Origin of the sequence: Paenibacillus sp. 22594, from assembly GCF_052044425.1 — a bacterium.
In the GTDB taxonomy this organism is placed as follows: domain Bacteria; phylum Bacillota; class Bacilli; order Paenibacillales; family Paenibacillaceae; genus Paenibacillus_AQ.
On record NZ_JBQENA010000009.1, the window covers coordinates 38,256 to 64,454 of the forward strand.

A 26,199-nucleotide genomic window follows, 5' to 3' on the forward strand; every position below is an offset into this window, starting at 1 on the left:
GGGTTATCCGGGATTTATGGTTCAATATTAACGCTGGCTCCATCTAATACCTTTATTCCGTTCCCGGCTTCAGCCAGCTCCTTCAGGGCTTCCATCAGATCGAACAGCGCCCCGTCCTTGGCTTTCGCTTCAATCATCGCATCCACGGCCGGAGTATCCGCAGCGATGCGCTTCAGAAAAGCCAGAAGAGGTGCGGGCTCTACACCATCGGCATGACTTCTCGGGTCCGAAGGGCTGCGCGGGCTGGAGACATGGATCTTCGGGGGCAGCCATTCACCGGGGAGCGTGTCCTTCTGTGCCAGTGGTGTCTGCCAGGTCTTCAGGACCTCCGGCCACAACTCCCAGGGAAGCTCGCCTTCGTTATTCACCCACTGATGGTGGATATCGAGAACCATCGGCAGACCCAGCCTCCGGCTGACCTCAAGAGTCTCCGGCGCGGTGAATGTCTTGTCATCATTCTCCAGTGTGATCCGCTCCTGCAATACTTGCGGCAATGCCGCAAATTGCTCTACGAAGCGTGCAGCCGCCGCAGGCTTGTCCCCGTAAGCGCCGCCGATATGAATGTTGTTCTTCGCGGTTGCGGGAAGGCCCATGGCATTCAGCATATCCACATGATGCTGCAGATCGCGGATGGAGCTGGCCAGCACCTCGGGCCGGGGAGTGCTCAGAACCGTAAAATGGTCGGGATGAAAAGAAACCCGCAGTCCGTGTTTTTTCACATAGCTGCCTACTTCGGCAAAATCAGGAGTGAGTGCAGCAAAAGGATTCCAATCCTGCATGTCGGGATGCGTAGCGAGCGGAATCAGTTTGGAGGTCAGGCGGTATACCTGTATATCCGAGCCGACATTATGTTTCAGCAGACGCAGGGTATTGTGGAGATTCCCGCGGGCAATAGTTTCCAGCCGCCGGATTCCGGCCTCCCGGTCACTCAGCTTGTTGAAGCTAGCCATGGTCATGGTTTTGGAGGGCGAGCAGTCCGGAATGACTGTGGACATAGCTACATAGCCAAACCGGACAATCATCCCTCTTCCCCAAAAAACATCTCATACGCCAGCGCTGTCTGTATCCGTGATTCTTCGTCATTCAGCTTGCGTACCAGATCCATCTCCACAGCAGTAACCTCATTGCCTTGAAAATTAATTTCCGCGATGGACGCGGAAATTTTGACAATGGCTACTGCCACATTCTCCGGTGTGTAGGCTATGACCTTTTGACCGGTAGGATACACGCGAAAGCCCTGCTTAACCATTTTGGTGCGGCCGTATTCCAGCAGCTCGTACAGCTCCTGCTCATTCTTGAACTTGCACACGGAATTGAATTCGGATTGAAATCCCATCCTGTTCCTCTCCTTCCCGGCCGGAATGATCCCGCCGCTCGCAAAATGTTATTCGTTGTCGTACTTCAGGTTCTGCTTGAAATGGTAACGCTCCAGCGCCAGCTCAATCATGCGGTCCAGCAGCGCCTGGTAAGATACGCCGGTCTCACGCCACAGCAAAGGATACATGCTGAACGGTGTGAAGCCGGGCATCGTATTCACTTCATTTATGAGGATTTTCCCGTCTGATTTGCGGAGGAAGAAGTCGGCCCGGGTAATGCCGCTGCCCTCAATGGCCCGGAAGGCCTGAATGGCGGATTCCCGCAGGCGGTCTGCAACCTCAGAGTCCACAGGTGCCGGAATCAGCATCTGCGATTTGCCGTCGGTGTATTTTGCGGCGTAATCATAATATTCACCAGAAGAGACGATTTCACCCGGGACAGAAGCCTCGGGCTCCTCATTGCCGAGCACACTGACTTCAACCTCACGCGCATCGACGAACTCTTCTATAATGACTTTGGTATCGTAACGGAACGCAAAATCAACCGCCTTGATCAAGCTTTCCTTGTCCACGGCTTTGGAAATGCCCACACTGGAGCCCAGATTGGCTGGTTTGACGAATACCGGATACCCCAGCTTATCTTCCAGGCCGATGATCAGCTCATGGCTTTTGCGTTTCCAGGAACTAATATTGAAATAGCAGTATTCGCACTGATCCAGCCCGGCTTCCCCGAACAGCTTCTTCATCACGACTTTATCCATACCTGCGGAAGATGCCAGCACGCCTGCGCCGATATACGGGATATTAGCCATTTCGAACAAGCCTTGAATCGTTCCGTCCTCCCCGTTGGTACCATGCAGTAGCGGGAACATCACATCAATCACCTGGCCGCCGCCGGTCAGACCGCTGAATACTGCATTTAACGCCATGCCCATATCCCCGGCTTCACCGCCCAGCTTCAACTGCTCAATAGCACCAAAAGGCGCGTCCAGCACGGCTCCTACCTTCCAGAGCCCCTGCTTCGAAATATAAAAAGGAATAATCTCATATTTAGCGTAGTCAAAAGCATTCATAACCGCAAACGCCGTCTGCAGCGATACCTCGTGCTCCCCGGATTTGCCGCCGTACACCAGTCCTACGGTTAATTTCGTGTCACCCATGCCCTAACCTCTTTCTGATTTATAAGTAGTCATTAATATGAAAAAAACGGTAGGCCGTTCTGTCAGTCCATGCATAGGAATCACGATAATCCCAAAAGCGGTGCCGGCTGCTGACTGTCCGCGCATTCACCAGCGGCTGTCCCGCTGCGTCAAAAGCGGTAACAATCGTGCTGTGCTGATAATGGCCGTTGCCGTCCCAATCGTACTGGATAACATCCCCAAGCATCAGCTGATCTGCCCGTTCCACCGCCTCGGCCCGTAGTCCGCTGCTCCGGCCTGCACTTAAATAGCGCTGCAGACTGTCCGACACAGCCCAACTGAAGCTCCACCATTCCTGGGCGCCATTATAGCCTTTGTACCACCAGCCCGTTTCTCTTTTACCAGTATAGTTGATAGGCGCCCCCCCTGCAAAGAGACATTGGGACACATAATTAGTGCAATCCACATCAAATACCTCGAACTCCGGATTGCCGTTCTTCCACCACCGGTCGGCATATGCTGCTGCCTCTTCGCGGCGGTAGCGCACTTCTTTGCCGCTGGTAATGCTGCGTAGAATACTCTTATTAAGCAATGGCTGCGACGGCTGCGGAACGGGAAGCACCTCGCCCCATTTGGACAGCCGAAGTAGAGGCTCCGCTCCGAGCACTTTGCGTATTGAATTCCGCTCAGGCACGCTGCGCTCCACAGCGGTAATCTCCCAGGCGCCCCCTTCACTCACAAAAGTCAGCCGCTCCGTTTCAATCACATCCTCGCGGTGCGTGATGCCACCCTTCTCGTAATACAGTGCACTGTGCAGCGCTACATCCGCGACCACCTCGGACGGGTTCTGCCGGACCGTCCGCAATGTGCGGACGCCTGTCTCCGAACGAAGCGGTGTAATGCCTCGCCGCAGATACCACTGCGCCAGACGGCGGGAGCGCTCGCCCTGCTCCAGCAGGAACCGCGGGTCCCTGACCGCACTGCTGCGCTGCTGGTCAACTCCCGGCGCCACACGGCCTTTATTCACTTGATCTACGTAGACGTAGAGACTTTTCTTCCACTGCTGTTCCATTCCATTCCCCGCCCTTCACCCCTGTTTAGCTGCTGCTCTATGTATATGAGGAAAACCTCGCAGCTATACAGCTAGAAAAAAGAAGAAACACTTTTGGCTTATGGGGATGACGGGGGCAACGGGTTCACATTTATGTGATGAAGAAGGAACAGTATCTAACAATAGCAATCCCCTTATTTTCCAGGCACCAAACCTCATAACCCGTTGAACAATCCGGGCCTTTTTGCGGCAAAAAAAACTTTACTCGCCCCTATGTAACCGTTATACTTATGATATACGAAATATTGAAATGTAGTTTCATCAGATGAAACAAGGAGGCGCATATATGCCAAGCAAGGACCATTTTTCGCTGGCCCGCACCCTGGAGTCAGGCGGCAAAAGCTATCGCTACTATCATCTTAATTCCCTTGAAGAGCAAGGCGCAGGGGCTATTTCCTCCCTGCCGTTTTCCATCAAAGTATTGCTTGAGGCCGCTGTCCGCCAATATGACGGACGGGCGATTACCGAAGAACATGTGAAGCAGTTGGCGGATTGGTCTGGCGGTATCGACCGCAATAAGGAAATCCCCTTCATCCCGGCCCGGATCGTGCTGCAGGATTTCACTGGTGTTCCGGTGGTTGTCGATCTGGCTGCCATGCGCGATACCGTAAAGAAAGCCGGCGGCGACCCGAAAAAAATCAATCCGCTCGTACCGGTTGACCTGGTCATTGACCATTCGGTTATGGTCGATGCTTTTGGCACCGCAGACGCGCTTGAATACAATATGAACGTGGAATTCGAACGCAACGAAGAACGCTACCGGTTCCTGCGCTGGGCGCAGACCGCCTTCAACAATTTCCGCGCGGTTCCACCGGCAACTGGCATTGTACATCAGGTTAACCTGGAGTATCTGGCCTCCGTGGCAACCACCAAGACCGTTGACGGCGAAACCGTCGTCTACCCGGACTCCCTGGTTGGCACCGATTCCCATACGACGATGATTAACGGTCTCGGCGTTGTAGGCTGGGGTGTAGGCGGCATCGAGGCGGAAGCCGGTATGCTGGGTCAGCCGCTTTATTTTGTAACACCGGATGTGGTGGGCTTCAAGCTTACCGGCAGTCTGGTAGAAGGAGCTACGGCAACCGATCTGGCGCTGACCGTCACCCAGATGCTGCGTAAAAAAGGCGTAGTCGGCAAATTTGTTGAATTCTACGGACCGGGTCTGGCCAACATCAGCCTGGCAGACCGCGCAACCGTAGCCAATATGGCTCCCGAATATGGGGCAACCATCGGTTTCTTCCCTGTGGACGACGAGACGCTTGCCTACCTGCGCAGCACCGGCCGGCCGGATGAACTTGTGGAGCTGGTTGGAGATTATTACAAGGCACAGGGTATGTTCCGTACCGCAGACACGCCAGACCCGCAGTTCAGTGATTTCATTGAGCTAGACCTAGCTTCTGTGGTTCCGAGTCTTGCCGGACCGAAACGTCCGCAGGACCGGGTTGAGCTGACGCATATGAAAGAAAACTTCGAAGGTATTATCCGTACTCCGGTGGACAAAGGCGGTTATGGCCTAAGCGACGAGAAAATAAACGAAGTAGTGGAAGTACAGCATAAGAACGGCACGAGCAGCAAGTTAAGCACAGGTGCCGTTGTGATTGCAGCCATTACGAGCTGTACCAACACCTCCAACCCGAGTGTAATGCTGGGAGCCGGCCTGCTGGCCAAGAAGGCGGTAGAGCGTGGACTGACCAAACCGGGATACGTAAAAAGCAGCCTCACGCCAGGCTCGCTGGTCGTTACCGAATACCTGGAAAAGGCTAATCTGCTGAAGCCTCTGGAAGCACTAGGCTTCTATCTGGCCGGGTACGGCTGCGCCACCTGTATCGGCAACTCCGGCCCGCTGCCGGATGAAGTCAGCCAGGCGATCACAGACCATGATATGACGGTAGCTGCCGTAATATCCGGGAACCGGAACTTTGAAGGCCGCGTGCATGCGCAGGTCAAAGCCAATTACCTGGCCTCCCCGCCGCTTGTCGTAGCCTATGCACTGGCAGGCACAGTTAACATTGATCTGAAAACCGAGCCTCTGGGCTATGATCCGCAAGGCGAGCCTGTCTTCCTTGCTGATATCTGGCCAACCACTGCGGAAATCCGCGAAGCCATCGCCCTCTCCCTGAGTCCGGAGATGTTCCGCCGCAAATACGAGAATGTATTCACGGCCAATGAGCGCTGGAACTCGATTCCGGTACCGGAAGGCGAGCTGTATGAATGGGACGACAACTCGACGTACATCCAGAACCCGCCATTCTTTGAGCATTTGGCAGACGGTGTCGGCGATATCGAGAACATCCGCAATGCCCGCGTGCTTGCACTGCTTGCTGATTCCGTAACCACTGACCACATCTCGCCGGCGGGCAATATTTCCAACTCCGGTCCTGCCGGTGAATATCTGCGGAGCCATGGCGTGGAACGCGCCGACTTCAACTCCTACGGCTCGCGCCGCGGGAACCATGAAGTGATGATGCGCGGCACGTTCGCAAACATCCGTATCCGCAATGCGGTTGCTCCGGGAACGGAAGGCGGAGTCACCACCTTCCTGCCAAGCGAAGAAGTAATGTCGATCTATGATGCATCCATGCTGTACCAATCCGCAGGACAGAATCTGATCGTCATCGCCGGCAAGGAGTACGGTACCGGCAGCTCCCGCGACTGGGCAGCCAAGGGCACACTCCTGCTGGGCGTCAAAGCCGTTATCGCCGAGAGCTTCGAGCGGATTCACCGCAGCAATCTCGTCGGCATGGGCGTGCTGCCACTGCAATTCCAGGAAGGTCATGGCTGGAGCAGCATGGGGCTGACTGGACGCGAGACCTTCAACATCACCGGACTTGGCAACGATGTACTGCCTGGTCAAGAGCTGACCGTCACCGCTACCCGTGAAGACGGCACCCAGTTCGAGTTCCCGGTCATTGCCCGTCTCGATAGCACCGTGGACATTGACTACTACCGCAATGGCGGGATTCTGCAGACCGTGCTCCGCCAGATGCTGGCCGATGCCTCCACTTCAGATTCGGCGCTTCCGGTGGAATAAATCTTTCGCTGAAGACCGGCTGCCTGCGTTTCGCATGGGATGCCGGTCTTCTCCTATCACAAAACAGCCTCCAACCTCTCCCTGCGGGAGGATTGAAGGCTGTTTTGTTTTGAGAACCATTACACTTGGATGGAGGAGACTTCCAACCTCTATATCTCAATCCGCTCCGAATTTAGAATCCTATTATAGACAAGGGCAATGATCTGCGAGCGGTCGCTTACGTTCATTTTATCAAAGATGCGGCTCAAATGGTTCTTGACGGTATGTTCGCTAATGAACAACGCCGCAGCTATATCCTTATTCGTCTTGCCGAGGATTATTAGCTCAAGCACCTCTTCTTCACGGGGCGAGATCCCCCATTCCTCCTTCGGTGACTTGAGGGACGTATTATTGAGGAGCTTAACAGGCGAGACTGGCTGCTCATTACGCTGTTCCCCGGACCGGCTGAGCAGAAAGGACTGAAACGCCACCCGCGGCTCCGCATCAATTACTGCTTTTACATTGATGTCCAAATGAAATCTTGAAGAAACGATCCCTTTCTCCCGGTTATCTTTCAGCGTCTCTGCCTGCTCCTGTTTGCCTGCATGATGCAGCACAAGCGCCAGCAACTGGGCCTCAAAGGACAGCATGGGTTTCTCAATTTCAAAATAAAAAGCGGACAATTGATCTACCTGATTCAGCAGCGAAACTTCTTGAATGTAGAAATCATATTCCATTAGTACCTCCAGCGGAAAAGGTGCCAGCTTACTGGCACGTTTCAGCTGCTCGGACTCTTTCTCCGGCAGGCCTGCATAACGGGCAAAATCATAAGCCATATTTGAGGCTTCCTGCGAAATGCGCTGCAGCTCCGGATGATGATATTGCAGATTTTGGAGGAGGTTATTCAAAAAGGTCTCCGCTTGCTTTGCATATCTGCTGTCCTTCTCCAGAAGACGGATAGCCGTCGTAGCCAGAGTGGCAATACACTCCATAAAGGCCCGCCATTCCTGCGCTTCAATTCGTTTACGGAATCCGATGGACAATATCCCTTTGTATACATTTTCCGCGATTAACGGGCATTCCAGCAAAAACCGTTCGCCTGAGGTCTCATGGATGACAGAGCCAGAGAGAAAAGCTTGGGGGGAATATCGCATCTTCAGATCCTTCACATAGAACGGCTCTTCTGCTTCCGGCCAGCCTCTGGCGTAATATGTACTCTGATCAGCTGTTGGGTTCTGAAAAAAGACAAGGACAGATGCAGGGGAAAAGGGCATGCTCATTACTGTATCAATCAGTTGGCTACCGAGTTCCTTATGGGAGGCTGCCAGCGGCAGCAGCCGCACAGCTTCTTTAAGAATGAGGGTTCCTTCTTTGCGCAGCTCTTCCCGTCGTATCAGCTTTTGCCCTCTATCGGAAATCCCCAGTAATGAGGCTACACACTGCTCCTGAGGGTCGTAGTTCTGTATATGTTCACTTTTACCGAAGCCAATTGTCAGCAGCAGCGCTCTTCTGCCGCCATAGATCATAGCAGGGTAGCACGATAAATATTCCGGCTGCGGAAGACCGCGCTGCGTGAAGAACAGTGACCTCGGGTCCATCGCGCTCGTTCTCCAGTGCCGTGGCTCCTTGCCTAGTGCAGCCTGTCCCAGGAATCCGTCGCCTTGCTGGAATGCGGCATTCATTAGCTGGTCCGATCCTTTGCCGGCGGCATACTTCACCTGAAATTCTCCAGCCTCATTCTCTTTGGCAAAAGCATATAAATCCCCAGCCGAGGGGGTGGCCGCCAATTGCTGCAGCACCTCTTCAACCTTGAGATAACCCTTTTCCAGATTCATTAAGAGCCCGGAGATCATATCTCCAAAGCCTTGTGTGGCAGAGGAGGCACCCGCACAACCGGACAACAACTTGCTTAGGATGCGGCCAAGCACGGCGATCTTGTCCCGTACTTCAGCAATACGCTCCCGGCTGAGCTCAGGCAGTTCAAGCAGTTCTTTACATAAATGGTCATAGACCGGATGATTCTTCATTTTCGCTTCAAAAGCAGGCATTACCAGCGCTTTGGTGCCCTCTTGCATGTAGATGCCCGACCATAAATAATAGACCTGTCCATAACCGGGGAACAGCGGGATGATGGCATATTTCAATCCGGGAATCCACTCCTCCAGAATTACAGGATGCGACAAAGGACCCAATCTCCGCAGGGTAGGCTTGAAAGGGCTGTCTATACTTTGGAGTGAAGTCAAAATGACCTCATAAAACATTCCTGGAGCTACCGGACGAGTGAAGACATTCCCCTCGTGGTCCGTTAGCACGATAGCCTGCCCAGTAACCTTGCTGAATGTTTCCTGGAGCTGCTCCATCTCCTCCATTAATGAATCGGGTACTACAGTTGCCATCCTATCACCCCATGCCCCGGAATTAACCACAATATCCTATAGATAATGACTGTACGATTACCTTCACTTACTAATTACCCCCTAAATCGACTATATAACGGAACTTGGATGCATTAACCCATCATCAGACCCATTTCAGCAGCTTTTTCGGCCAAAATCACAGCATAATCCTCCAGCGTCTCGCGGGAAAGGCGGCTGACGGGTCCCGACAGGGAGAGCGCAGCGACCACCTTCCCCGACCTCCCGGTAATGGGTACCGCTACCGCTGCTGCACCCGGCTCCCGTTCCTCAAAACTTGTTGCATAACCCCGGCGTGTAATTTCCTGCAATTGCTCCAAATACGTACTCCTGTCCACAGCCTCCGGCCAGTTCGGGTCGGCCAGCAGGCGGGCCTGCACCTCATGCGGAGCGTAGGCTGCAAGCACCTTGCTCGAAGCACCGACCGAGAGCGGGAGTCTCGCACCAATCTGTGCGACCCGGCGGATCGCCTGCCTGCTCTGCACCGCCTGGATGCGCACACGCTCCAGATCGTCGCGCAAATACAGGCTGACCGTCTCTCCCAGCGAGTCGCGCAGCTTCTCCATGGCTGGAAGCAGCAGCGCCGCCGGTTCATCCAGCGTTGGCAGATGCGTGGACAGCTCCCAGATGCGGATACCCAGGCGGTACTTCTCCGTGGCTTCAATACGCAGAAGAAATCCCTTCTCCTCAAGTGTAGTCAGCAGCCGATGCACTGTGCTTTTGTGCAGGCTGATTTTGGAGGCAATTTCCGTCAGACTCAGATCACTTTCCTGTGTAAAGCACAGCAATATATCCAACGCACGTTCTACCGCGCGTACAGTCAATTTTCGGTCTTCCACAGCAATCTCCCCTTCAACTGTTTCACCAAATGAAACCCGGTTACATTATTTAAGATATCCATTCTATCTTAGAGCAAATGCCCCGGGAAAGTCCAGCAGTTTCAGTGAGCGGAAAAGATTGGGCGGCACTTTACAGTTAGATTACAAAAGCGGCGAATTCATTGACTTTGTAAGGTCATAATCATACGATTAAATATATGAATTATATAGCCTGCAGCAGAGAATGAACAGCCCAATATCTCACGCGCACATTCTTTTTTTTCGTTGCAAATTACGGACTATTATAGGAGGGGACCTCATGGACTTAGCAACCACGCATACCGGCACACCGGTCTCCCGTATGCCGGGTGAGCACAAACCAAGTGCTGCACCCAAGCTTTCTTTGCGGATGATTCGCGTTAAACATATTATCGTTGCTTTGCTCTTGTCCGTTTTTTTCTTTTTTGTCTTCTGTTTCATCGCCCTGCATGGCTATATCGCCTGGGTGCTGTCCAACCCGACAGTGGCCCCGCTCTACTCCAATCCTTCATTGGCTAAGGGGCTGCATTATGAGGATATCACCTTCCCGGCGCTGGATGGCAGCCGTATGATGCAAGGCTGGTACATTCCGTCGAAGGGCTCGACCAAGACTATCGTGTTCAGTCACGGCTATGGCGCCAACCGCGAGGAAACCTGGGTACCGATGTACGATCTGGCACATTATGCGCACAGCCTGAATTTCAACGTTGTCATGTTCGATTACGGCTTCGCTTCCAAGACCAACAAGGATATCGCCACCGGCGGCAAAAAAGAATCCAAGCAGCTCCTCGGAGCCATAAAGTACGCCAAGGAGCATGGAGCCAAAGAGATTGTGGTCTGGGGCTTCTCGATGGGGGCTGGTACCGCTCTTCAGGCAGGTCTTGTCACCAAGGATGTCGATGCCATGATTCTGGACAGCACCTTCCTGCTTGAGCCGGATACGCTGTACCATAACATCAAGCACAATATCGACCTCCCCCGCCAGCCCTCTCTGGAGATTATGGAACTGCTATTTCCGGTGCTGAACGGTACTGGATTGAATCAAATCCCCTATTCCAAGGTCAAGGCGGAGGATTACCCTTTCCCTACACTGTTCCTGCACGGCACCAAAGATGACAAGGCGCCATATCCGATTGCTGAAGAACTCGCGGCGAACCAAAGCAACCCTTACTCGGATTCCTGGATCGTGCAGGACAGCCATCATGAGTTGCTGTTCCGTGAGCACCCCCGTGAATATCTGCGGCGTGTATCCGCTTTTCTGGGCAATGTGCAGCTGGCCAAGGCCCAGTAGAACAGACTTGTATGTTTCACCGTGTGGTAGCATTTAAGCAGGTTCTGAAACGGCTCAGTCGCCTTGTCAGAACCTGTTTTTTATATGCGCAAAAGCTGAATCTTAATTGTGTTCATCATAAGGAATTCTGAGTACAACTTGAGTTCCTTCTCCGAGAATGCTGTTAATCGTCAGTCCATACTGTTCGCCGTACATTACAACAGCCCGGTCATTTACATTTTTAAGTCCATATCCTTTAGGTTGAGATTTAAGCAATAGAGCAAGCCGCTCCTGCTCTACTCCAATTCCATTGTCAGTTATCAGAAAAACTATACTTTGACCTTCTTTTTTGCCTGAGAGATGTATGATTCCACCACCGTCTTCCCGGTTTTCAATTCCATGAATGATCGCATTTTCGATTAAAGGCTGGAGCATTAAATTGGGCATACGGCAGGAAAGAATGGAGTCATCAATCTGATAATCTATCTCGAAACTGTTGCTGTGCATAATCAACTGGATCTTAATATAGGACTGAACATTAAGAATTTCGTCTGAAACCAATATCAGATTCTCGCCCTTATTGAGCGTAGTACGGTAAAAGGTAGATAATAGCTGTGCCATTTCACTAATATCCGTCGCATGTATTCGAAGCGCTCTCCAATTTATTAATGACAGGGAATTGTATAGAAAATGAGGATTGATTTGCGCCTGCAGAGCTTTCATTTCGTATTCCTTGCGTGCGATTTCTCCCACATACACAGTATCAATTAGCGTCTTGGTTCTTCCTAACATACTTCCAAACCCTCGGATCAGATCTCCAATTTCATCTTTAGAATCGCTAAAAACTTTAACCTCTAAATTCCCTTCTCCTATAAGTTTCATATTTTTGTGCAGGCGGTGAATAGGCAGCATAATTTTCCGGGAAAAGAGTGTGCCAGCCACAACGACTGCAGCGATGCAGGCGGTAATCATGAGCAGGACAGTCAAAGCAATCCACCATGCGGAGTTGGTGATCAGGCTTGTCGGCTTATACAAATATACTTTCCACCCTGTAATCGGGATCGAAGATTGCAGGACGGTGTAGTTCTTACCACTCCAATGAAACTCATCAGCGGTCTTATCGGAAATGGGGATAACTGAATTTTCACGGTCAGGTCCCGAGGAATAAATAGAATCTCCATTGGAGTCCATTATCATTATCTCCGCTCCATGCGATTCGAGGGGTTCAAACGTTTTAAACAGTGCATCATAGTCTACAAGTGCAAACAGAATATTATCTTTGGGATTTTCCTGTTTTGTGCTGAGGAGACGCCGGACACTATATACACTTTTCCCGCTGGAAAACCAAAGAACATCAACCGACTTCATGACAAGCGGGTACCATGAGTCTTCTTTGATTTCATCGATAGGTCTTACTGTGTTTCCATGTGGAGGCAGATTAGTTCCGGTATACAGGATGATTTGTTCTACCCCGGTGTTTAAGTAACGCGCTGTAAAGAAATTCTGATCGATTACGTTATTTAACTGGTCATACATTTCATACGCACTGGTATACGTGGTGTTGGCGGCATTCACAATCTCCTGGTTGAAACTCAGAAAGTTCATTACTTTATTGTAGACATCCAGCTGGTTGTTTACAGACAGGACGCTTTGTTTTAATGTGGCATTGAGATCGGCTTTTGACTGCTGCACTAAAAGCGATCTGGTTTCTGAGAAGCAAAAACTTCCGAGAACAATAACAGGAATCATGCTAACCAGCAAAAATGAAAGCTTTATTTTTGTTTGAAATCTAAAGTCTCCGATTTTCTGTTTAAGGGCCTTCCACGTTTGCATGCCGTTCCTCCCGGGCTGGGGTTATTTCTGATTGTACTGCCGGAATTTCTCAGGTGTTTGCCCAAAAAAATCTCTAAAATTCTGACAGAAATAAGAGACGTTTTGAAACCCCACTGTATAACAAATATCCGAAACCTTAAGATGTGTTTGCTGCAGCATGTCCTTCGCTATATTCATACGGACATTTTTAATATACTTGTTCAATCCGCATCCCGTATTTTTTTTGAAAATGGAGCTTAAATAATGGGGCGATAAATGTATCTTTGCAGCAAGAAGATCCAAATTCAAATCCTCGCCATAATGATCCTCGATGTACTGCTTTACAGCGGCAATATCCCGGTTTAAAAATTCCGAACTGCTATACCCCTGATCAAGAAGAGCAATCCCGGCAATTATAATCTCTTTTATTTCCTTTAATTCTTCGGATCTATATATTTTTTCGATTCCATAACTCAATTCAATTTCAGATACAGGTGCAGAATATGTCATAATTTCCTGATACAAAGAAGAGAACATATACTTGACATATAGTTGTGAAAATTGAGCCTGATTCGCATATTTTTGATACAAAAGATCTGTATTTGCTCTAAGACTGAAAATGTCCCTTTCCTTCAGATTATTTCTGATGTGATTTAAAAGATCGCTATCTGATAACCCGGGAAGCATGTCATTAGAACAATAAAAATCTTTCTTCACTTCAAATACAAAATAATCCGGTGAGAAGAACCGATATTCCATCAGTTGATCTAATCGAATCAAAGCGGCGGAAAGATCCTCCAGCACCGTGAATTCATCATTGATAGCGAGGTAGCAATGTACTTTATATTTATCTAGTATACTTTCATGCACAAACGTGCCTGTATCGCGGAAAGAACAGGGGGAACCTACCGGCAGATGGGGAAATAACAGCAAGCTCTGACAGCCATTCAAATTCACATAATCAACAGGGCCCTTCAGTAAAGACAAGACAAACTCCTCAAACTCCGGTCCGGCATTTTCAAAAAAGTTCTTGTCAAATTCCAGCAAAAACATTCCATGGTAATGATCTGGAAGCCCGAAGGATATCTCCTTCATAGAAGAAGGTATTCCCAGGCCATTAACAAGATTAAAAAGCACATGCTTTTTGACATATTCAAGTTTAATTTGCGAAGCGATGTTTTCCTGTTTCTGATCTGTTAGCTGAGCAATTACTTTTTGCATGGTATTCTGGAAAGCTTCAACATTGATCGGCTTGAGAAGATATTCAGAAACACCAAGGGAGATGGCGGTTTTTGCATATTCAAATTCAGCGAATCCGCTGAAAAGGATAACTTTACATTTGGGGTTAAGATTTAAAGCTTCTGTTGTAAGCTGCAAGCCATCCATCAAGGGCATCCGAACATCAGTAAAGAGGATATCGACAGGATTTTGCTCCAGATACTCGAGAGCCTTTCGGCCGTTCTCCGCCGTCTCTATATGGAGGACAAACCCCAGTTCATCAATGAGAAATTCAATGCCTTCCCGTTCTTCCCTTTGGTCATCTGCTATTAGTATCGTTAACATCCCGGACGCCCTCTCCATGCGCAGTAATCCATTTGTCCCTAATCATGTATATTGTACCATGTTTTAATTGAGCTTTTCAGCAAGCAGACCGCTTTGCTTCAAGTATGTTATTTATTTGTGTAAAACGTAATTTATTTGTATTTACGCTCAAAAGTAAAGGGCTCTACAATAAAGAAGCCAAATTTATTCTGGTTCCAAAGCAAGCCGGCGCTTTGAATCCGTTATCTCTAGCACATTGACTCAACGTATTTATTCAAGGAGGTTCTTATATGTCATCCAAGCTCACAAAGTCTTGCTCTATTTTATTGACAGCGCTTTTAGCCGTGTCAGTCGCAGGCTGTCAAAGTTCCAATAATTCCAATTCCAATGATTCGGCTAAAAGCCCTGCGGCAAATTCAAATGATCCCGCGTGGAAGGAAGCCCAGACGACTCCTTTTACCCCGTATCCTGAAACCGTTACCTACACCATTGGACAGGTAGCCTCCAACTTCTCTGCGCTTGCGGGAACGCCGTATGAAAAGGATAATGCAACCGATAATGTGTGGACCAGATATTTCAAAGAAAAACTCAACGTGCAAAACAAAGTTGCATTTGAAGCAAATGACGGCACGGACTATAACCAAAAGGTTTCAATGGCCATTGTAGGCGGTACGATTCCTGATATCATGGTTGTCCCTGACCTCTCTACTCTGCAGCAGCTTTATGAAAACGATCTAATTGCGGATATGACAGATGCTTATAATCAATGCGCCAGCGACCAAATTAAGGAGATTTACGACTCCTATAAGGGCCGTGTTCTGGATACCGCAAGGTTTGACGGAAAACTGATGGCGCTGCCGACTACGGAAATTTCACACGGCCCAGGGGTCCTCTGGCTGCGCAAAGACTGGATGGATAAACTGGGACTCGCAGATCCCAAAACGATGGATGATGTGGAGAAAATCATCACCCAGTTCGTGGAAAAAGACCCTGGCGGCAATGGAGCGGGAAAAACGGTCGGTCTTGTGGTCGACAATGAAAATACCGCTGGTGTTTCCGGCGGCCAGTATGAATTGAACAACATCTTTACGCTGTATGGCGCATTCCCGAAACAATGGATGGATGATGGGAACGGCAAGGCAGTGTATGGTTCCGTGCAGCCCCAAATGAAGCCGGCCCTTGCAAAGCTGGCGGATATGTACAAAAAAGGCTTGATCGACCGGCAGTTTGCCGTACGCACCTCCGACGACCGGAAGGCGCTGCTTACCAGCGGAAAAAGCGGATCGTTCATGGACAATTGGTGGGGAAGCTGGACGGTAGCGGATTCGATTAAACTGAATCCAAAGGCTAAGTGGGCTTCTTATGTGGCTCCGCAGTCGGAGGATGGTTCAGTTACGATGTTCACCGGAAACCCTTCAAGCAGTTACCTTGTGGTCCGGAAAGGGTTCGAGCATCCGGAAGCCGCTATAAAAATCGCCAGCCTTCAGTTTGATTATCAGCGTTATCAGGAAAAAGATGCAGCGGTCCTGAAGAAATTTGAGGACTATGCCAGCTATAACGTTGGGGGATCTCCGATTGCTATAAATATCGATTACTATGATGCATTTTACCGTAATGTCGGGATTATGGAAGAGGCGCTGAAAACAGGGGATAGCAGCAAACTGCTCACCAGCAACGATAAAAACGCCTACCGCTCATACAAGAAGTTTCTGGATAACATAAAAAATGGGGAGAAGTTGGATTCGAATGGATGGGCCGGATATACCTCGAGCATCACGACGGCCAACCTAGTCAAGAATTCAAAGATCAAGGAAGTAAACCCTGTATTTTTCGGAACAACACCTTCCATGGCACTGAAGTGGCCGACACTGACGAAAATGGAGCTGGAAATGTTTTTGAAGATCATTACCGGTGAGCAATCTCCTGACGCTTTTGATAGCTTTGTCAGCAGTTGGAAAAAAACAGGCGGCGATACGATTACGAACGAAGTCAATAAAGAAATCACCTCCAAATGATAGAAAGAGATGATTCTAAATGAACAATAAAAAAGATCAGGCTGCGTTCCACCTTATGCTCGCACCAAGTATAGTATTTTTAATTATCTTCTCGTTTATTCCAATGTTCGGTATCGTGATGGCTTTTCAAAATTATATCCCCGCTAAAGGGATGAGTGGATCAGCGTGGGTAGGACTTGATAATTTCAAATTTATGTTTCAAATGCCCGACAGTAAGCAAATATTAGTCAATACTATAGTCATTGCCTTATGGAAAATTTTTATAGGTACTTTTGTTTCCATCGTGTTCGCCTTACTGTTAAACGAAATTCGGGTACGATTTGTCAAAAAGTTCATGCAGACCGTTGTTTATCTGCCGAATTTTCTGTCCTGGGCTGTACTGGCTACTGTCGTTATGAATATTTTTTCTTACGAAGGTCCGGTTAACGCATTTTTGGGATGGTTTGGCATTGATCCGGTTTTGTTTATGGCTAGTAACCACTGGTTCAGACCTATGCTGGTATTAACAGATGTCTGGAAAGGGTTTGGATATGGCTCTATCATCTATCTGGCCTCCCTGACGGCCATTGATCCGGGACTTTATGAAGCGTCATCCATTGACGGCGCCAACCGGTTTAAACAGCTGTGGTATGTGACGCTGCCCGGCCTGTTGCCAACCATCCTGCTGGTTACCACTTTAAATCTGCCCAACGTGCTCAATGCCGGGTTTGACCAGATTTTCAATCTATATAATCCGTTGGTTTATGCAACGTCCGATATTATTGACACCTATGTATACCGGGTGGGTCTGGTAGAGAGACAATACAGCCTGGGAACAGCGGTAGGGCTCCTGCGGTCGGTTGTCGGAATTGTTCTCATCCTATCCGCCAATAAACTGGCACAGAAGCTTACTGATTACAGAATCTTCTGAACAAGGAGGTGTTATTCATTATCACTCATTCCATCAAAAGCCGAATTGCGGATACTATAATCTGGATATTTGTATTAGCTTTCACTTTATCCTGCCTTATACCCTTAATTAATCTGGTTGCCATTTCCTTCAGTGACAACGCAGCGGCTTCCGCAAATATGGTAAGTATTTTCCCGGTTAACTTTACGTTAAGCTCCTATGAGAAGTTGTTGTCGGACTCCCAGTTCTGGCGCTCCTTTATGATCTCGTTGGAACGGGTTATCCTTGGTCTGGTCGTCAATATGATGCTGATGGTTCTTGCTGCTTATCCGTTATCCAAAAGCTCAAAGCAATTCCGGGCACAGAAGGTGTATATGAATATTGTGATTTTCGCCATGCTGTTTTCCGGTGGTCTCATTCCAACCTTTATGGTTGTCAAACAGCTTCATCTTCTGGATTCCATCTGGGCTTTGATTCTGCCGGGAGCTGTGCCGATCGCCAATGTCATTTTGCTGATGAATGCGTTCCGCGCCGTTCCGAAATCTCTGGAAGAGGCCGCAACCATTGACGGAGCTTCGCAGTGGAGAATTCTCTCAACGATATATGTGCCTGTGGTGCTGCCTACACTTGCCACTGTACTGCTGTTTACGATTGTCGGACATTGGAATGACTACTTCAGTGCTTTGGTGTATATCAACAAAACATCAAATTACCCTTTGCAGACTTATATCCAGCAGCTAAGCGTAGACGTTCAGAATATAACTGATCCACAAAAGCTCATAGAGTACTCCAAGATTTCGAACCGGACGCTGAATGCTGCCAAAATCGTTATCTCCACCTTGCCACTTCTCCTGATTTATCCTTTTATGCAAAAATACTTTGTTACAGGAATCGTGGTGGGTTCTGTTAAAGAGTAATGTATAAATTTTTACTGCGGGGAGGTAAGCAACAGTGAAATTATCAACAAATCATGCCGGGCAAACATCCGATATTCTGGATGAAATGAACATATTCGTGTCTCGCGAAGAGAATCGCGGAATTTCCTTTACTAATAAAGAGGCCGCTTATTATTATACTCAATCCCATCTCAACAATCATGTGGAGCATGCTCATTTTGAGGGATTGAACATCTCGAAAAGTAGGATTTTTAGCGGCTACACTTTAATTGCAGATCAACGGAAACTCGATAATCAAGAAGCTGAAGTCTGTGTGTCCCCCTATAAAATGGTGCGTAGACATGGAAGTCTGACCGAAGAACTATGGATGTTTGACTACAAAAATGTGCTGGAGATCAGTCTCTCCGGTGCTCAAAAAACCATTGGGATTGAATTGTTGGGAGAACAGCTGAACCCGCTGAGCCCACGGGACGGCATCGCTTTTTTCAATTCAATAGAAGGCGGATGGGTTATTGCTGTAGGCGCAGCAATAACCCATCCAGTGGAAGTTATGAACCATATCGTTTATTCCGGCGCCAACGCTGGAGGCTTTTATATAGCCGTGGGCAAAACGGCTGCCGAAGCGGCAGATATGATTCATGATACGAGACGGGACGTCATCCCTATGAAGCTCGAACGAATAAAGCGTATGGAGGATTTTTTGCAGAAGAATGTGTATATCGCCAGCAGCAGTGACTCGCTCGCCTTGTCTTTGAATTGGTTAAATCTAACGATGGACCAACTGGTGACCCGACAGCAAGGCGACGGGATCTATGCCGGCCTACCCTGGTTTAATGAATATTGGGGAAGAGACCAATTTATTGCGCTTCCGGGAGCCGTATTGGTAACCGGGCAATTTGAAACTGCTAAGAATATACTGCTATCCTTTGCGAAATTTCAGAACACCGATGCAACTTCCAAATACTTCGGCAGGGTGCCCAATATTCTTGCTTTAAAAAACGTAGACTATCATACAACCGACGGGACACCGCGGTTTATTATCCAATTGCAGGATTACGTTAAATATTCGGGTGACACGGCAATCATCACAGATCTTTATCCGGCGGTACAAAACAGTATAGAAGGCTCGATTAAGCATTGGGTGGACGATAAAGGCTACCTTATGCACGATGATAACGAAACCTGGATGGATGCCCGGGATGCGAATCTGAAGTCCTACTCTCCTAGAGACACCCGGGCCAATGACATTCAAGCGCTTTGGTACGACCAGCTGCAAGCTGGGATATACTTTGCCGAGTACATGGACGACAGCGGCAGTGCGAAGAAATGGAGCAATATCGCGGGCAAACTCAAAAGAAACTTTGCAGAGGATTTTAGGGACCAGGCACATCCCTATCTCGCTGACCGGCTGAACCCGGAGGATGAGCCGGAATTCTCACTGCGGCCCAACCAATTGTTTGCCTTGGACATGTTTGAAGATAATTCCTTCAAATATGAAGTGATTCGTACAGCATGGGAGGAACTCGTGTATCCATGGGGAGTTGCTTCATTGAATCAAAAACATCCGTTTTTCCATCCATTTCACTTAACCAGCCTGTACCATAAAGATGAAGCTTACCACAATGGTACGGTTTGGCTCTGGTTAAACGGTATAGCCATGCAGCGTATGATCGAGGCCGGGCAGAAAGAAACTGCTTATCAACTTTTCAAGAACATGAACTGGCAAGCGCTGAACCTGGGAGTAGTCGGGGGACTGAGCGAGAATATGGATGCTTATCCGCAGGAAGGCCAGAGCTCAGCCAAACTTACGGGAGCCTACCTGCAAGCCTGGTCCAATGCCGAGCAGCTGCGTGTATGGTATCAGTATTTTTTAGGGTTCCGGCCGGATATGGTTAATCAGAGGCTTACGCTTGCGCCCCGGATTCCCGGGGAGATCGGGGATTTACAGTCCCGCGTTAAGATTGGAAGCGGGACCATTGACATCACCTATACAGCTGCAGGTGCAACAGAACAAACGTATCTTTACGGATTTACAGGAATCGGGCTCACGGTAGTTATTGATATATCTCCTTTTAAGCTCCTGCAAATTGAAGTGAAAAATGATTGTGAACTGAAAATTACCCGGACAGAGCTCGATTTGAAGGTTATCCTTACCGATAAAACTGGCACAACTGTCAAAGAGATTATAGTGTCCCGGTTGCCGCTGCGTGTTGAACAGCAATTGAGTGTAAATCAGGTGTTTAAGAATGTTAAGTTTGCAGAGCCAATGGATCTGAAGAATCACCCTGTTATGAAGCGCTAAAGAATTCGATGTGGAACTCATAAGCTGCTGCTCCTGTACATAGAATGAACTGTTGAAGATCTATGACGGGAGGATTACAGGTATGCCGGAACTATACGGGCAAGTGCTGCCAGTGCGTATTCTCGAGGAAATTGCATTCTGGAAAAAACAGGAGCAGGAGCATACGGTAGTCATTAAGGCGGTTATCCCTCAGCTTGAAGAGCGGTATGTGAAGCTGCTAGACGAATGGGCTTTTGTCTTCGAGGCTACCGAGCAGGCGGCCCGCCAGTTGCTTGAGGCTTCTCAGGACTGCAGTCCGGCAGAGCTGGCCGCCGGAACAGAACAGCTTCTCCAGGTGGCCTGCTCCCAGTCCCGCGAGTTCATCCGGCAGCTGTATGCCCTGATGGAGGGAAGCGCCGCTGTAAAAGCCCAGCCGTTGGCTGGAACCGTGCTGCTGCACATCATCCGGGAGTCAGAGTATGTCTTGGGCGTTTTGAGCGCCCTGACATTAACCGGAAATGCTCCCCTCTGGATGCGCGAGGACACAGCGCCGCAATCGGAAGCAGCAGATGAGCATAAGCCCAGAGACAGCCAGACCGGGCCTAGTCCGCAGGTTCCCTTGATTCTTCAGTCCTCCGGAATTCGGGAACAGGGCCCGGTCCCGATCGGAGGCCACACCCTGCCTCCCCTCCCCTATGCCTATAATGCGCTGGAACCGTATATTGACGAAAAGACCATGAGAATCCATCATGACAAACATCATCAAAGCTATGTAGACGGGCTGAATAAGGCAGAGAAAAAACTGGCGGAAGCCCGGAAAACCAGGGATTTTGATCTAGTGAAACATTGGGAGCGGGAGCTTGCCTTCAACGGAGCCGGCCATTACCTGCATACGATCTTCTGGAATGTCATGTCTCCGCAAGGCGGAGGCCGTCCGACCGGAGCACTGCTGGATGCCATAGAACACAGCTTCGGCAGCTACGATGCCTTCAAGGAACAGTTCACAGAAGCAGCGAATAAGGTTGAAGGCGGAGGCTGGGCCATTCTGGTCTGGAGTCCACGCAGCCGCAGGCTGGAAATCCTGACAGCGGAGAAGCATCAAAATCTCTCCCAGTGGGATGTCGTTCCTCTGCTGACCCTGGATGTATGGGAACACGCGTATTATCTTAAGCATCAGAATAACCGTGCTGATTATATCAAGGACTGGTGGAAGGTTGTGAATTGGCCTTATGTCTCTGAAAGGTTCACCGCCGCCCGCAAGCTTGTCTGGCAGCCTTATTAAGGAAGGACAGCACCATAATCCGGCCGGGCGCAGAAAAAGAGCCCTTCCGTCACCTCGCAGTGATGGAAGGGCTCTTAATCTTATGAAGCAACGGGGCATGCCCCAGTATTCTATTCCTTGATCAAGGCCAGAAACTCCGCCCGGGCGGCAGCGTCCTCACGGAAGGTCCCCCGCGTTGACATGGTTACCGTCTTACTGCCGGGCTTTTTCACCCCGCGGCTGCACATGCAGAGATGCTCCCCTTCCACAACGACCATCACACCATGCGGATTCAGAACCTCTGTCATAATATCGGCAATCTGTGCTGTAATGCGTTCTTGCACCTGAAGGCGCCGGCTTACGGCCTCCACGAGACGGGCCAGCTTGCTGAGCCCTGCAATCCGTCCGCTCGGAATATACCCGATATGCACCTTTCCGAAGAACGGGGCCATATGATGTTCGCACTGGCTATAGTAGACGATATCCTTTACGATCACCAGTTCTTCATGAGACTCATCGAAGGTCACACCGAGTGCCTCACGGGGATCAATCGAATAACCGCCGAATATCTCCTCATACATCCGTGTAACTCTGGCCGGTGTTTCCAGCAGCCCTTCGCGGCCGGTATTTTCACCGATCAGCTCCAGTATTTTCTCTACGTGGTACTCGATTTGCTCACGGTTCGCAGCAACCTTGCCATTCATGTAATCTTTGACGCCCCCCATGAAGCCTCCCCCTTCCGTACCCGTATCTAATTCCAATTTATCCGGGACCGGTTACTTGCCTTTACGGCCTTGTCTTTTGCCCGCCGCTGGTGCGCGTCCCGGCTGATTATTGTTCTTCATCATCTGCTGGGCACGCTGCATCTGCTTTCCGTTCAAGTTATACCCCATCTGTTTGGCAACCTTCTGCAGCATTTCAGGATCATTCTGCATCGTTGTCATTTGTCTGCGCAGATAATATACCCCGATAAAAAATCCGCCGATCAGACCTACGACAAGCGTAATAATAGGCAATGCAATGTTCATCCAAAGTCCACCTCTTACTCTATTGTCTGCAATGCCGCTCTAGGCACGCGAATCTATCATAGCATTTCAACAACTGGACAGCAATTGGCAAATACAATGAAACAGGTCACTGCAAATACTAAAACTACATTAAAAAAGATAGGCCCCCATTCCGTCCGCCATGCCGTGCTCCGCCTCCAACTGCAGCAGCCGGCTTTTGATCCCCAGCCCTCCCGCATAACCGACAAGAGCACCACCCGAACCGATGATCCTGTGGCACGGCACTATCACCGGCACAGGGTTGCGGTTATTGGCTCCGCCTACAGCCCGGACCGCCTGCGGATTGCCGATCAGTGACGCAATATCCTTATAAGAGGCCGAACCGGCGTATGGCACAGTACACAACGCTTCCCACACCTGCCGCTGGAACACAGTACCACGCATATCCAGCGGGAGCGAGAAATCTCTCAGCTCACCGGCAAAATAGGCTTCGAGCTGCTGAACAGCCTCCGATAATCTGGACGAATCCTGATGCAGTTTGACCTGGCCCATTTGCCCTTTGATCCACTGGCCGATACCTGAAGCAGTATCCCCAAACGTACCGAACTTTACAAGACACAGCCCCGCCTCTGTTGCGCAGAGGGTAAGCGGGCCAATTGGAGAATCCATTTCCTCATAAAATACAGACTTCTCCATGCAAGCCGTGTCTGCCATTGTCTCAGTCATGTTCCTGAACCTCCTCCTGCAGCAGGAGCTTGTACCGCGAGCGCTCAAGCATTTCCCGGACCGTAGTGTCCTCTTCTTCTTGCAGCGCCAGCCTCACCGCCGTAAGCGCTTCTTGGCCTCCAATACGTCCGAGCGCCCAGGCAGCACTCCCGCGCATCTCCGGGCGGGTTTCCTTCAGCAGAATCTCAGTCAGCTTCGGCACAGCCGCAGTCTCCTTGAAATTTCCAAGCGCGATGACCGCATTGCGCTGAATCGGCTTCTTCCCACGCCAGGCTGCAGAGCTGCTTCCGAACTGCTCCTTGAACTCGCGGTTGCTGAGTTCGAGAATCGGCAGCAGCAGCGGCTTGACGATCTCGGGATCAGGCAGAAGCTCGGGACGGTGGTCCCAATTCTTCGCCCGATTCTTCGGACAGACGATCTGGCAGGTATCGCAGCCGTACAGCCGGTTGCCGATCTTGGTCATGTATTCATCACTTAGAAAGCCCTTCGTCTGCGTCAAATATGAAATACAGGCCTGGGCATTCAACTGCCCGGGACCCACCAGGGCCCCTGTAGGACAAGCATCGATACACTTTGTGCAGTCTCCGCAACCTTCCTCTACCTGCTGATCCGGCGGAAAAGGAATATTCGTCACCATTTCCCCGAGATAAATCCACGAGCCCCATTTGGGCGAGATGATACTGCAGTTTTTGCCGCTGAATCCGATGCCCGCCCGCTCAGCGACGGCCCGGTCCACCAGCACTCCGGTATCCACCATACTCTCTAGCTCTGCTCCCGGCACCCGCTCCCGAATGAAGTCCTCCAGCTTGGCCAGCGCCTCCCGCAGGACATGATGATAATCCCGCCCCCAGGAGGCACGGGCCAGAATACCGCGCCGTGCACCCGGCTCCGACTTGGGCGGATTCTCCATTTTAGAGGGATAAGCTACAGCTATGGCGATAATAGACATCGGCTGCCCGCCGGACTGCAGGGCCGGGATGGTCCGCTTGTCAAGATCCGGCTCCTCGAACCCCGAATCATACCCGTTGTCACGGTGCTCCTGGAGCATATTTTTCAAATATAAAAACGGCTCCGCAGTCGCAAACCCGATATCATCAATACCGAGTTCCGGGGCGGCAGCCTTAATTTCAGCTTTGAGACCTTCCCATTTCGAAGGCGGTGGGGCATAGGATGTCTGAATGTTATTGTTCATTACCGCCTTCTCCTTCACTTATAATGCACTTGCCTTGCCAAAGGGCCACCAGATAAACGCAGCCTTGCCGACCAGAAGGTCCTGCGAAACGGCACCAAAATACCGGCTGTCCTTGCTTGCCCCCGCATGCCGGTTATCCCCCATCACAAAATAGGTTCCCTTATCAAGGGTAAGCTGGGCAAAATCCGGGTCTTGTATTTCCGTATCCACATAGGGCTCAGCCTTAAGCTTGCCGTTCACATATAGCTTATGGTTCCGCACTTCTACCTTGTCACCAGGTATCCCGATGACCCGTTTCACCAAGTATTCCTTGCGGTCTGGTCCGGTGCTTGGGTCATGAAGAACAATCACATCTCCACGCCCTGGACTGGCAAAGACTAGTGAGATCTTGTTAATAATCAATTTCTCGCCCTCCAGCAGCGTTGGCTGCATGGACTGGCCGATAACCGTTGAGACGTTGAACACAAATATATTGAGCAGTGACATCAACGCGAAAATAACTGCGGCAGTAAAGAGTAAGTCCCGCAGATCACGGACCCAGCCCCGTCCCGGTGCAGAGCCGGGTTTCCCATGGGTAACGGATCGGTATCTCTGCCGGCGGCTCCGCATGAAATCTTCTTTAAGCTCCTGGTTCATAGGCCACCTTCTTGCTTCTCATTGGTTATTCAAGTCCATAACAATAGAAAAGCATATCTCCCGGCCATTTGCAATGGACTGTGGGAAGATATGCTTCAGTATAATGAATCAGACTATGCAAGCACGTACTCAATCCTAAAATAAGCATGTAATCCTACTCATAATCATTGAAGACGTAACCATTGCTATAGTTCTCTACTCTAGAAAATGTTTCCGCTTACGCAGCACCGGAATCAAAGTTCCTTATCCGACAATGCTGAGCTTCCGTACTGACTTGAAGATTTGATCCTCGCCATAACCCATGGCTTCATACAGCGGCAGCGCAAATGAATTATGCTCATCAACCGCTACAAAAATACCACTGACCTTGCGGGCCTGAAACTTGTGTTCCATCGCCGATACAAGACCTCTGCCAATTCCTCTGCGGCGGTAGTCGGGATGAACGGCAATGCGGAAATAGCAGCCGTGATTCTTCTCGATCGTACCAATCAGCGCACCAACAATCTCTCCTTCATCCTCGGCAACAACAATGAGATCTGAATCCCATGAAAGCTGCCTGGAGAAAGGCTCGATAGTGCTCTCGAAACATTCTTCCGATAATGCGGTCTGCAGCAGTTCAGTCACAGGGGTAACGTCGCTTAATTGAAAGGAACGAACGTGCATTCTTTAAATCTCCCTTTTCTATGGCTTAGAATTTAACAAAAAGAAGGAGTTCCCGTAACAGCGTGGAGAGGAAAAAAAGAAAAGCAAAAAATTGCCTTTCGAAGAAGTCGCCGAATCTGTCTTAAGTAGTAGCTTTTCATGCGACTAAAGAAGTATTAACCT

Annotated in this window: 19 protein-coding genes and 1 pseudogene; 7 read left to right on the plus strand and 13 right to left on the minus strand. The window is 49.8% G+C overall.

Features of this window, described 5'->3' with window-relative positions:
* Positions 1–14: 14 nt before the first annotated feature.
* From uvsE to ACTJKB_RS24235, 4 genes are read right to left on the minus strand one after another with little or no spacing between them, the layout of a single operon-like run.
* Complete coding sequence (uvsE, locus tag ACTJKB_RS24220) at positions 15–1,022, minus strand: UV DNA damage repair endonuclease UvsE (protein WP_440836915.1); 1,008 nt, start codon at positions 1,020–1,022, stop codon at positions 15–17.
* Positions 1,019–1,336 (minus strand): hypothetical protein, encoded by a 318-nt coding sequence (locus ACTJKB_RS24225; protein ID WP_074086838.1) that lies wholly within the window; start codon positions 1,334–1,336, stop codon positions 1,019–1,021. The genes uvsE and ACTJKB_RS24225 overlap by 4 nt, the downstream gene beginning before the upstream one ends.
* A gap of 48 nt (positions 1,337–1,384) precedes the next feature.
* Positions 1,385–2,476 carry a D-alanine--D-alanine ligase gene (locus ACTJKB_RS24230; protein ID WP_440836916.1) on the minus strand — a complete coding sequence of 364 codons (1,092 nt, stop codon included), beginning with the start codon at positions 2,474–2,476 and terminating at the stop codon, positions 1,385–1,387.
* A 19-nt stretch (positions 2,477–2,495) separates the two neighbouring features.
* Positions 2,496–3,527 (minus strand): amidase domain-containing protein, encoded by a 1,032-nt coding sequence (locus ACTJKB_RS24235; protein ID WP_440836917.1) that lies wholly within the window; start codon positions 3,525–3,527, stop codon positions 2,496–2,498.
* A 325-nt stretch (positions 3,528–3,852) separates the two neighbouring features.
* Between ACTJKB_RS24235 and acnA the strand changes: the two genes are divergently transcribed.
* A complete protein-coding gene (gene acnA, locus ACTJKB_RS24240; protein ID WP_440836918.1) occupies positions 3,853–6,597 on the plus strand; it encodes an aconitate hydratase AcnA in 2,745 nt (914 codons plus the stop codon).
* A 149-nt stretch (positions 6,598–6,746) separates the two neighbouring features.
* Here acnA and ACTJKB_RS24245 read toward each other — a convergent pair whose 3' ends face one another.
* Positions 6,747–8,972, minus strand: a complete 2,226-nt coding sequence (locus ACTJKB_RS24245; protein WP_440836919.1) for a LuxR C-terminal-related transcriptional regulator — start codon at positions 8,970–8,972, stop codon at positions 6,747–6,749.
* A 113-nt stretch (positions 8,973–9,085) separates the two neighbouring features.
* A complete protein-coding gene (locus ACTJKB_RS24250; protein WP_440836920.1) occupies positions 9,086–9,829 on the minus strand; it encodes an IclR family transcriptional regulator in 744 nt (247 codons plus the stop codon).
* A 340-nt stretch (positions 9,830–10,169) separates the two neighbouring features.
* On the opposite strand from ACTJKB_RS24250, the gene ACTJKB_RS24255 reads away from it, so the two are divergent.
* Entirely contained in the window at positions 10,170–11,138 is a 969-nt protein-coding gene (locus ACTJKB_RS24255) for an alpha/beta hydrolase (protein ID WP_440837073.1), read from the plus strand.
* A 102-nt stretch (positions 11,139–11,240) separates the two neighbouring features.
* Here the strand turns inward: ACTJKB_RS24255 and ACTJKB_RS24260 are convergent, their stop codons facing one another.
* Both ACTJKB_RS24260 and ACTJKB_RS24265 read right to left on the minus strand, forming a co-directional pair.
* The gene (locus ACTJKB_RS24260) at positions 11,241–12,950 is read right to left on the minus strand and encodes a sensor histidine kinase (protein ID WP_440836921.1); all 1,710 of its coding nucleotides are present in this window, start codon (positions 12,948–12,950) and stop codon (positions 11,241–11,243) included.
* A 21-nt stretch (positions 12,951–12,971) separates the two neighbouring features.
* Positions 12,972–14,492 (minus strand): response regulator transcription factor, encoded by a 1,521-nt coding sequence (locus ACTJKB_RS24265; protein ID WP_440836922.1) that lies wholly within the window; start codon positions 14,490–14,492, stop codon positions 12,972–12,974.
* Positions 14,493–14,761: 269 nt separating this feature from the next.
* On the opposite strand from ACTJKB_RS24265, the gene ACTJKB_RS24270 reads away from it, so the two are divergent.
* The 5 genes from ACTJKB_RS24270 to ACTJKB_RS24290 all read left to right on the plus strand — a co-directional run bounded on the left by ACTJKB_RS24270 (position 14,762) and on the right by ACTJKB_RS24290 (position 21,834).
* On the plus strand, positions 14,762–16,486 hold the full coding sequence (locus ACTJKB_RS24270) for an ABC transporter substrate-binding protein (protein ID WP_440836923.1): 1,725 nt from the start codon (positions 14,762–14,764) through the stop codon (positions 16,484–16,486).
* 19 nt (positions 16,487–16,505) lie between these two features.
* Entirely contained in the window at positions 16,506–17,396 is an 891-nt protein-coding gene (locus ACTJKB_RS24275) for an ABC transporter permease (protein ID WP_440836924.1), read from the plus strand.
* A gap of 20 nt (positions 17,397–17,416) precedes the next feature.
* Positions 17,417–18,292 (plus strand): carbohydrate ABC transporter permease, encoded by an 876-nt coding sequence (locus ACTJKB_RS24280; protein WP_440837074.1) that lies wholly within the window; start codon positions 17,417–17,419, stop codon positions 18,290–18,292.
* Between the two features lie 34 nt (positions 18,293–18,326).
* Positions 18,327–20,573, plus strand: coding sequence for an amylo-alpha-1,6-glucosidase (locus tag ACTJKB_RS24285; RefSeq protein ID WP_440836925.1), 2,247 nt, complete (start codon positions 18,327–18,329; stop codon positions 20,571–20,573).
* A gap of 82 nt (positions 20,574–20,655) precedes the next feature.
* Positions 20,656–21,834, plus strand: coding sequence for a Fe-Mn family superoxide dismutase (locus ACTJKB_RS24290; protein WP_440836926.1), 1,179 nt, complete (start codon positions 20,656–20,658; stop codon positions 21,832–21,834).
* Between the two features lie 110 nt (positions 21,835–21,944).
* On the opposite strand, the gene folE is transcribed toward ACTJKB_RS24290, so the two are convergent.
* From folE to ACTJKB_RS24315, 5 genes and pseudogenes are all read right to left on the minus strand, one after another.
* Positions 21,945–22,538: a GTP cyclohydrolase I FolE gene (gene folE / locus ACTJKB_RS24295; RefSeq protein WP_440836927.1), complete on the minus strand. Its 594-nt coding sequence runs from the start codon at positions 22,536–22,538 to the stop codon at positions 21,945–21,947.
* Positions 22,539–22,589: 51 nt separating this feature from the next.
* The gene (locus tag ACTJKB_RS24300; protein ID WP_074086825.1) at positions 22,590–22,841 is read right to left on the minus strand and encodes a YneF family protein; all 252 of its coding nucleotides are present in this window, start codon (positions 22,839–22,841) and stop codon (positions 22,590–22,592) included.
* Positions 22,842–22,970: 129 nt separating this feature from the next.
* Positions 22,971–24,738 (minus strand): annotated as a pseudogene (queG, locus tag ACTJKB_RS24305) (tRNA epoxyqueuosine(34) reductase QueG).
* An 18-nt stretch (positions 24,739–24,756) separates the two neighbouring features.
* Positions 24,757–25,374 carry a signal peptidase I gene (lepB, locus tag ACTJKB_RS24310; RefSeq protein ID WP_440836928.1) on the minus strand — a complete coding sequence of 206 codons (618 nt, stop codon included), beginning with the start codon at positions 25,372–25,374 and terminating at the stop codon, positions 24,757–24,759.
* Positions 25,375–25,617: 243 nt separating this feature from the next.
* On the minus strand, positions 25,618–26,037 hold the full coding sequence (locus tag ACTJKB_RS24315) for a GNAT family N-acetyltransferase (protein ID WP_440836929.1): 420 nt from the start codon (positions 26,035–26,037) through the stop codon (positions 25,618–25,620).
* Between the last annotated feature and the right edge of the window lie 162 nt (positions 26,038–26,199).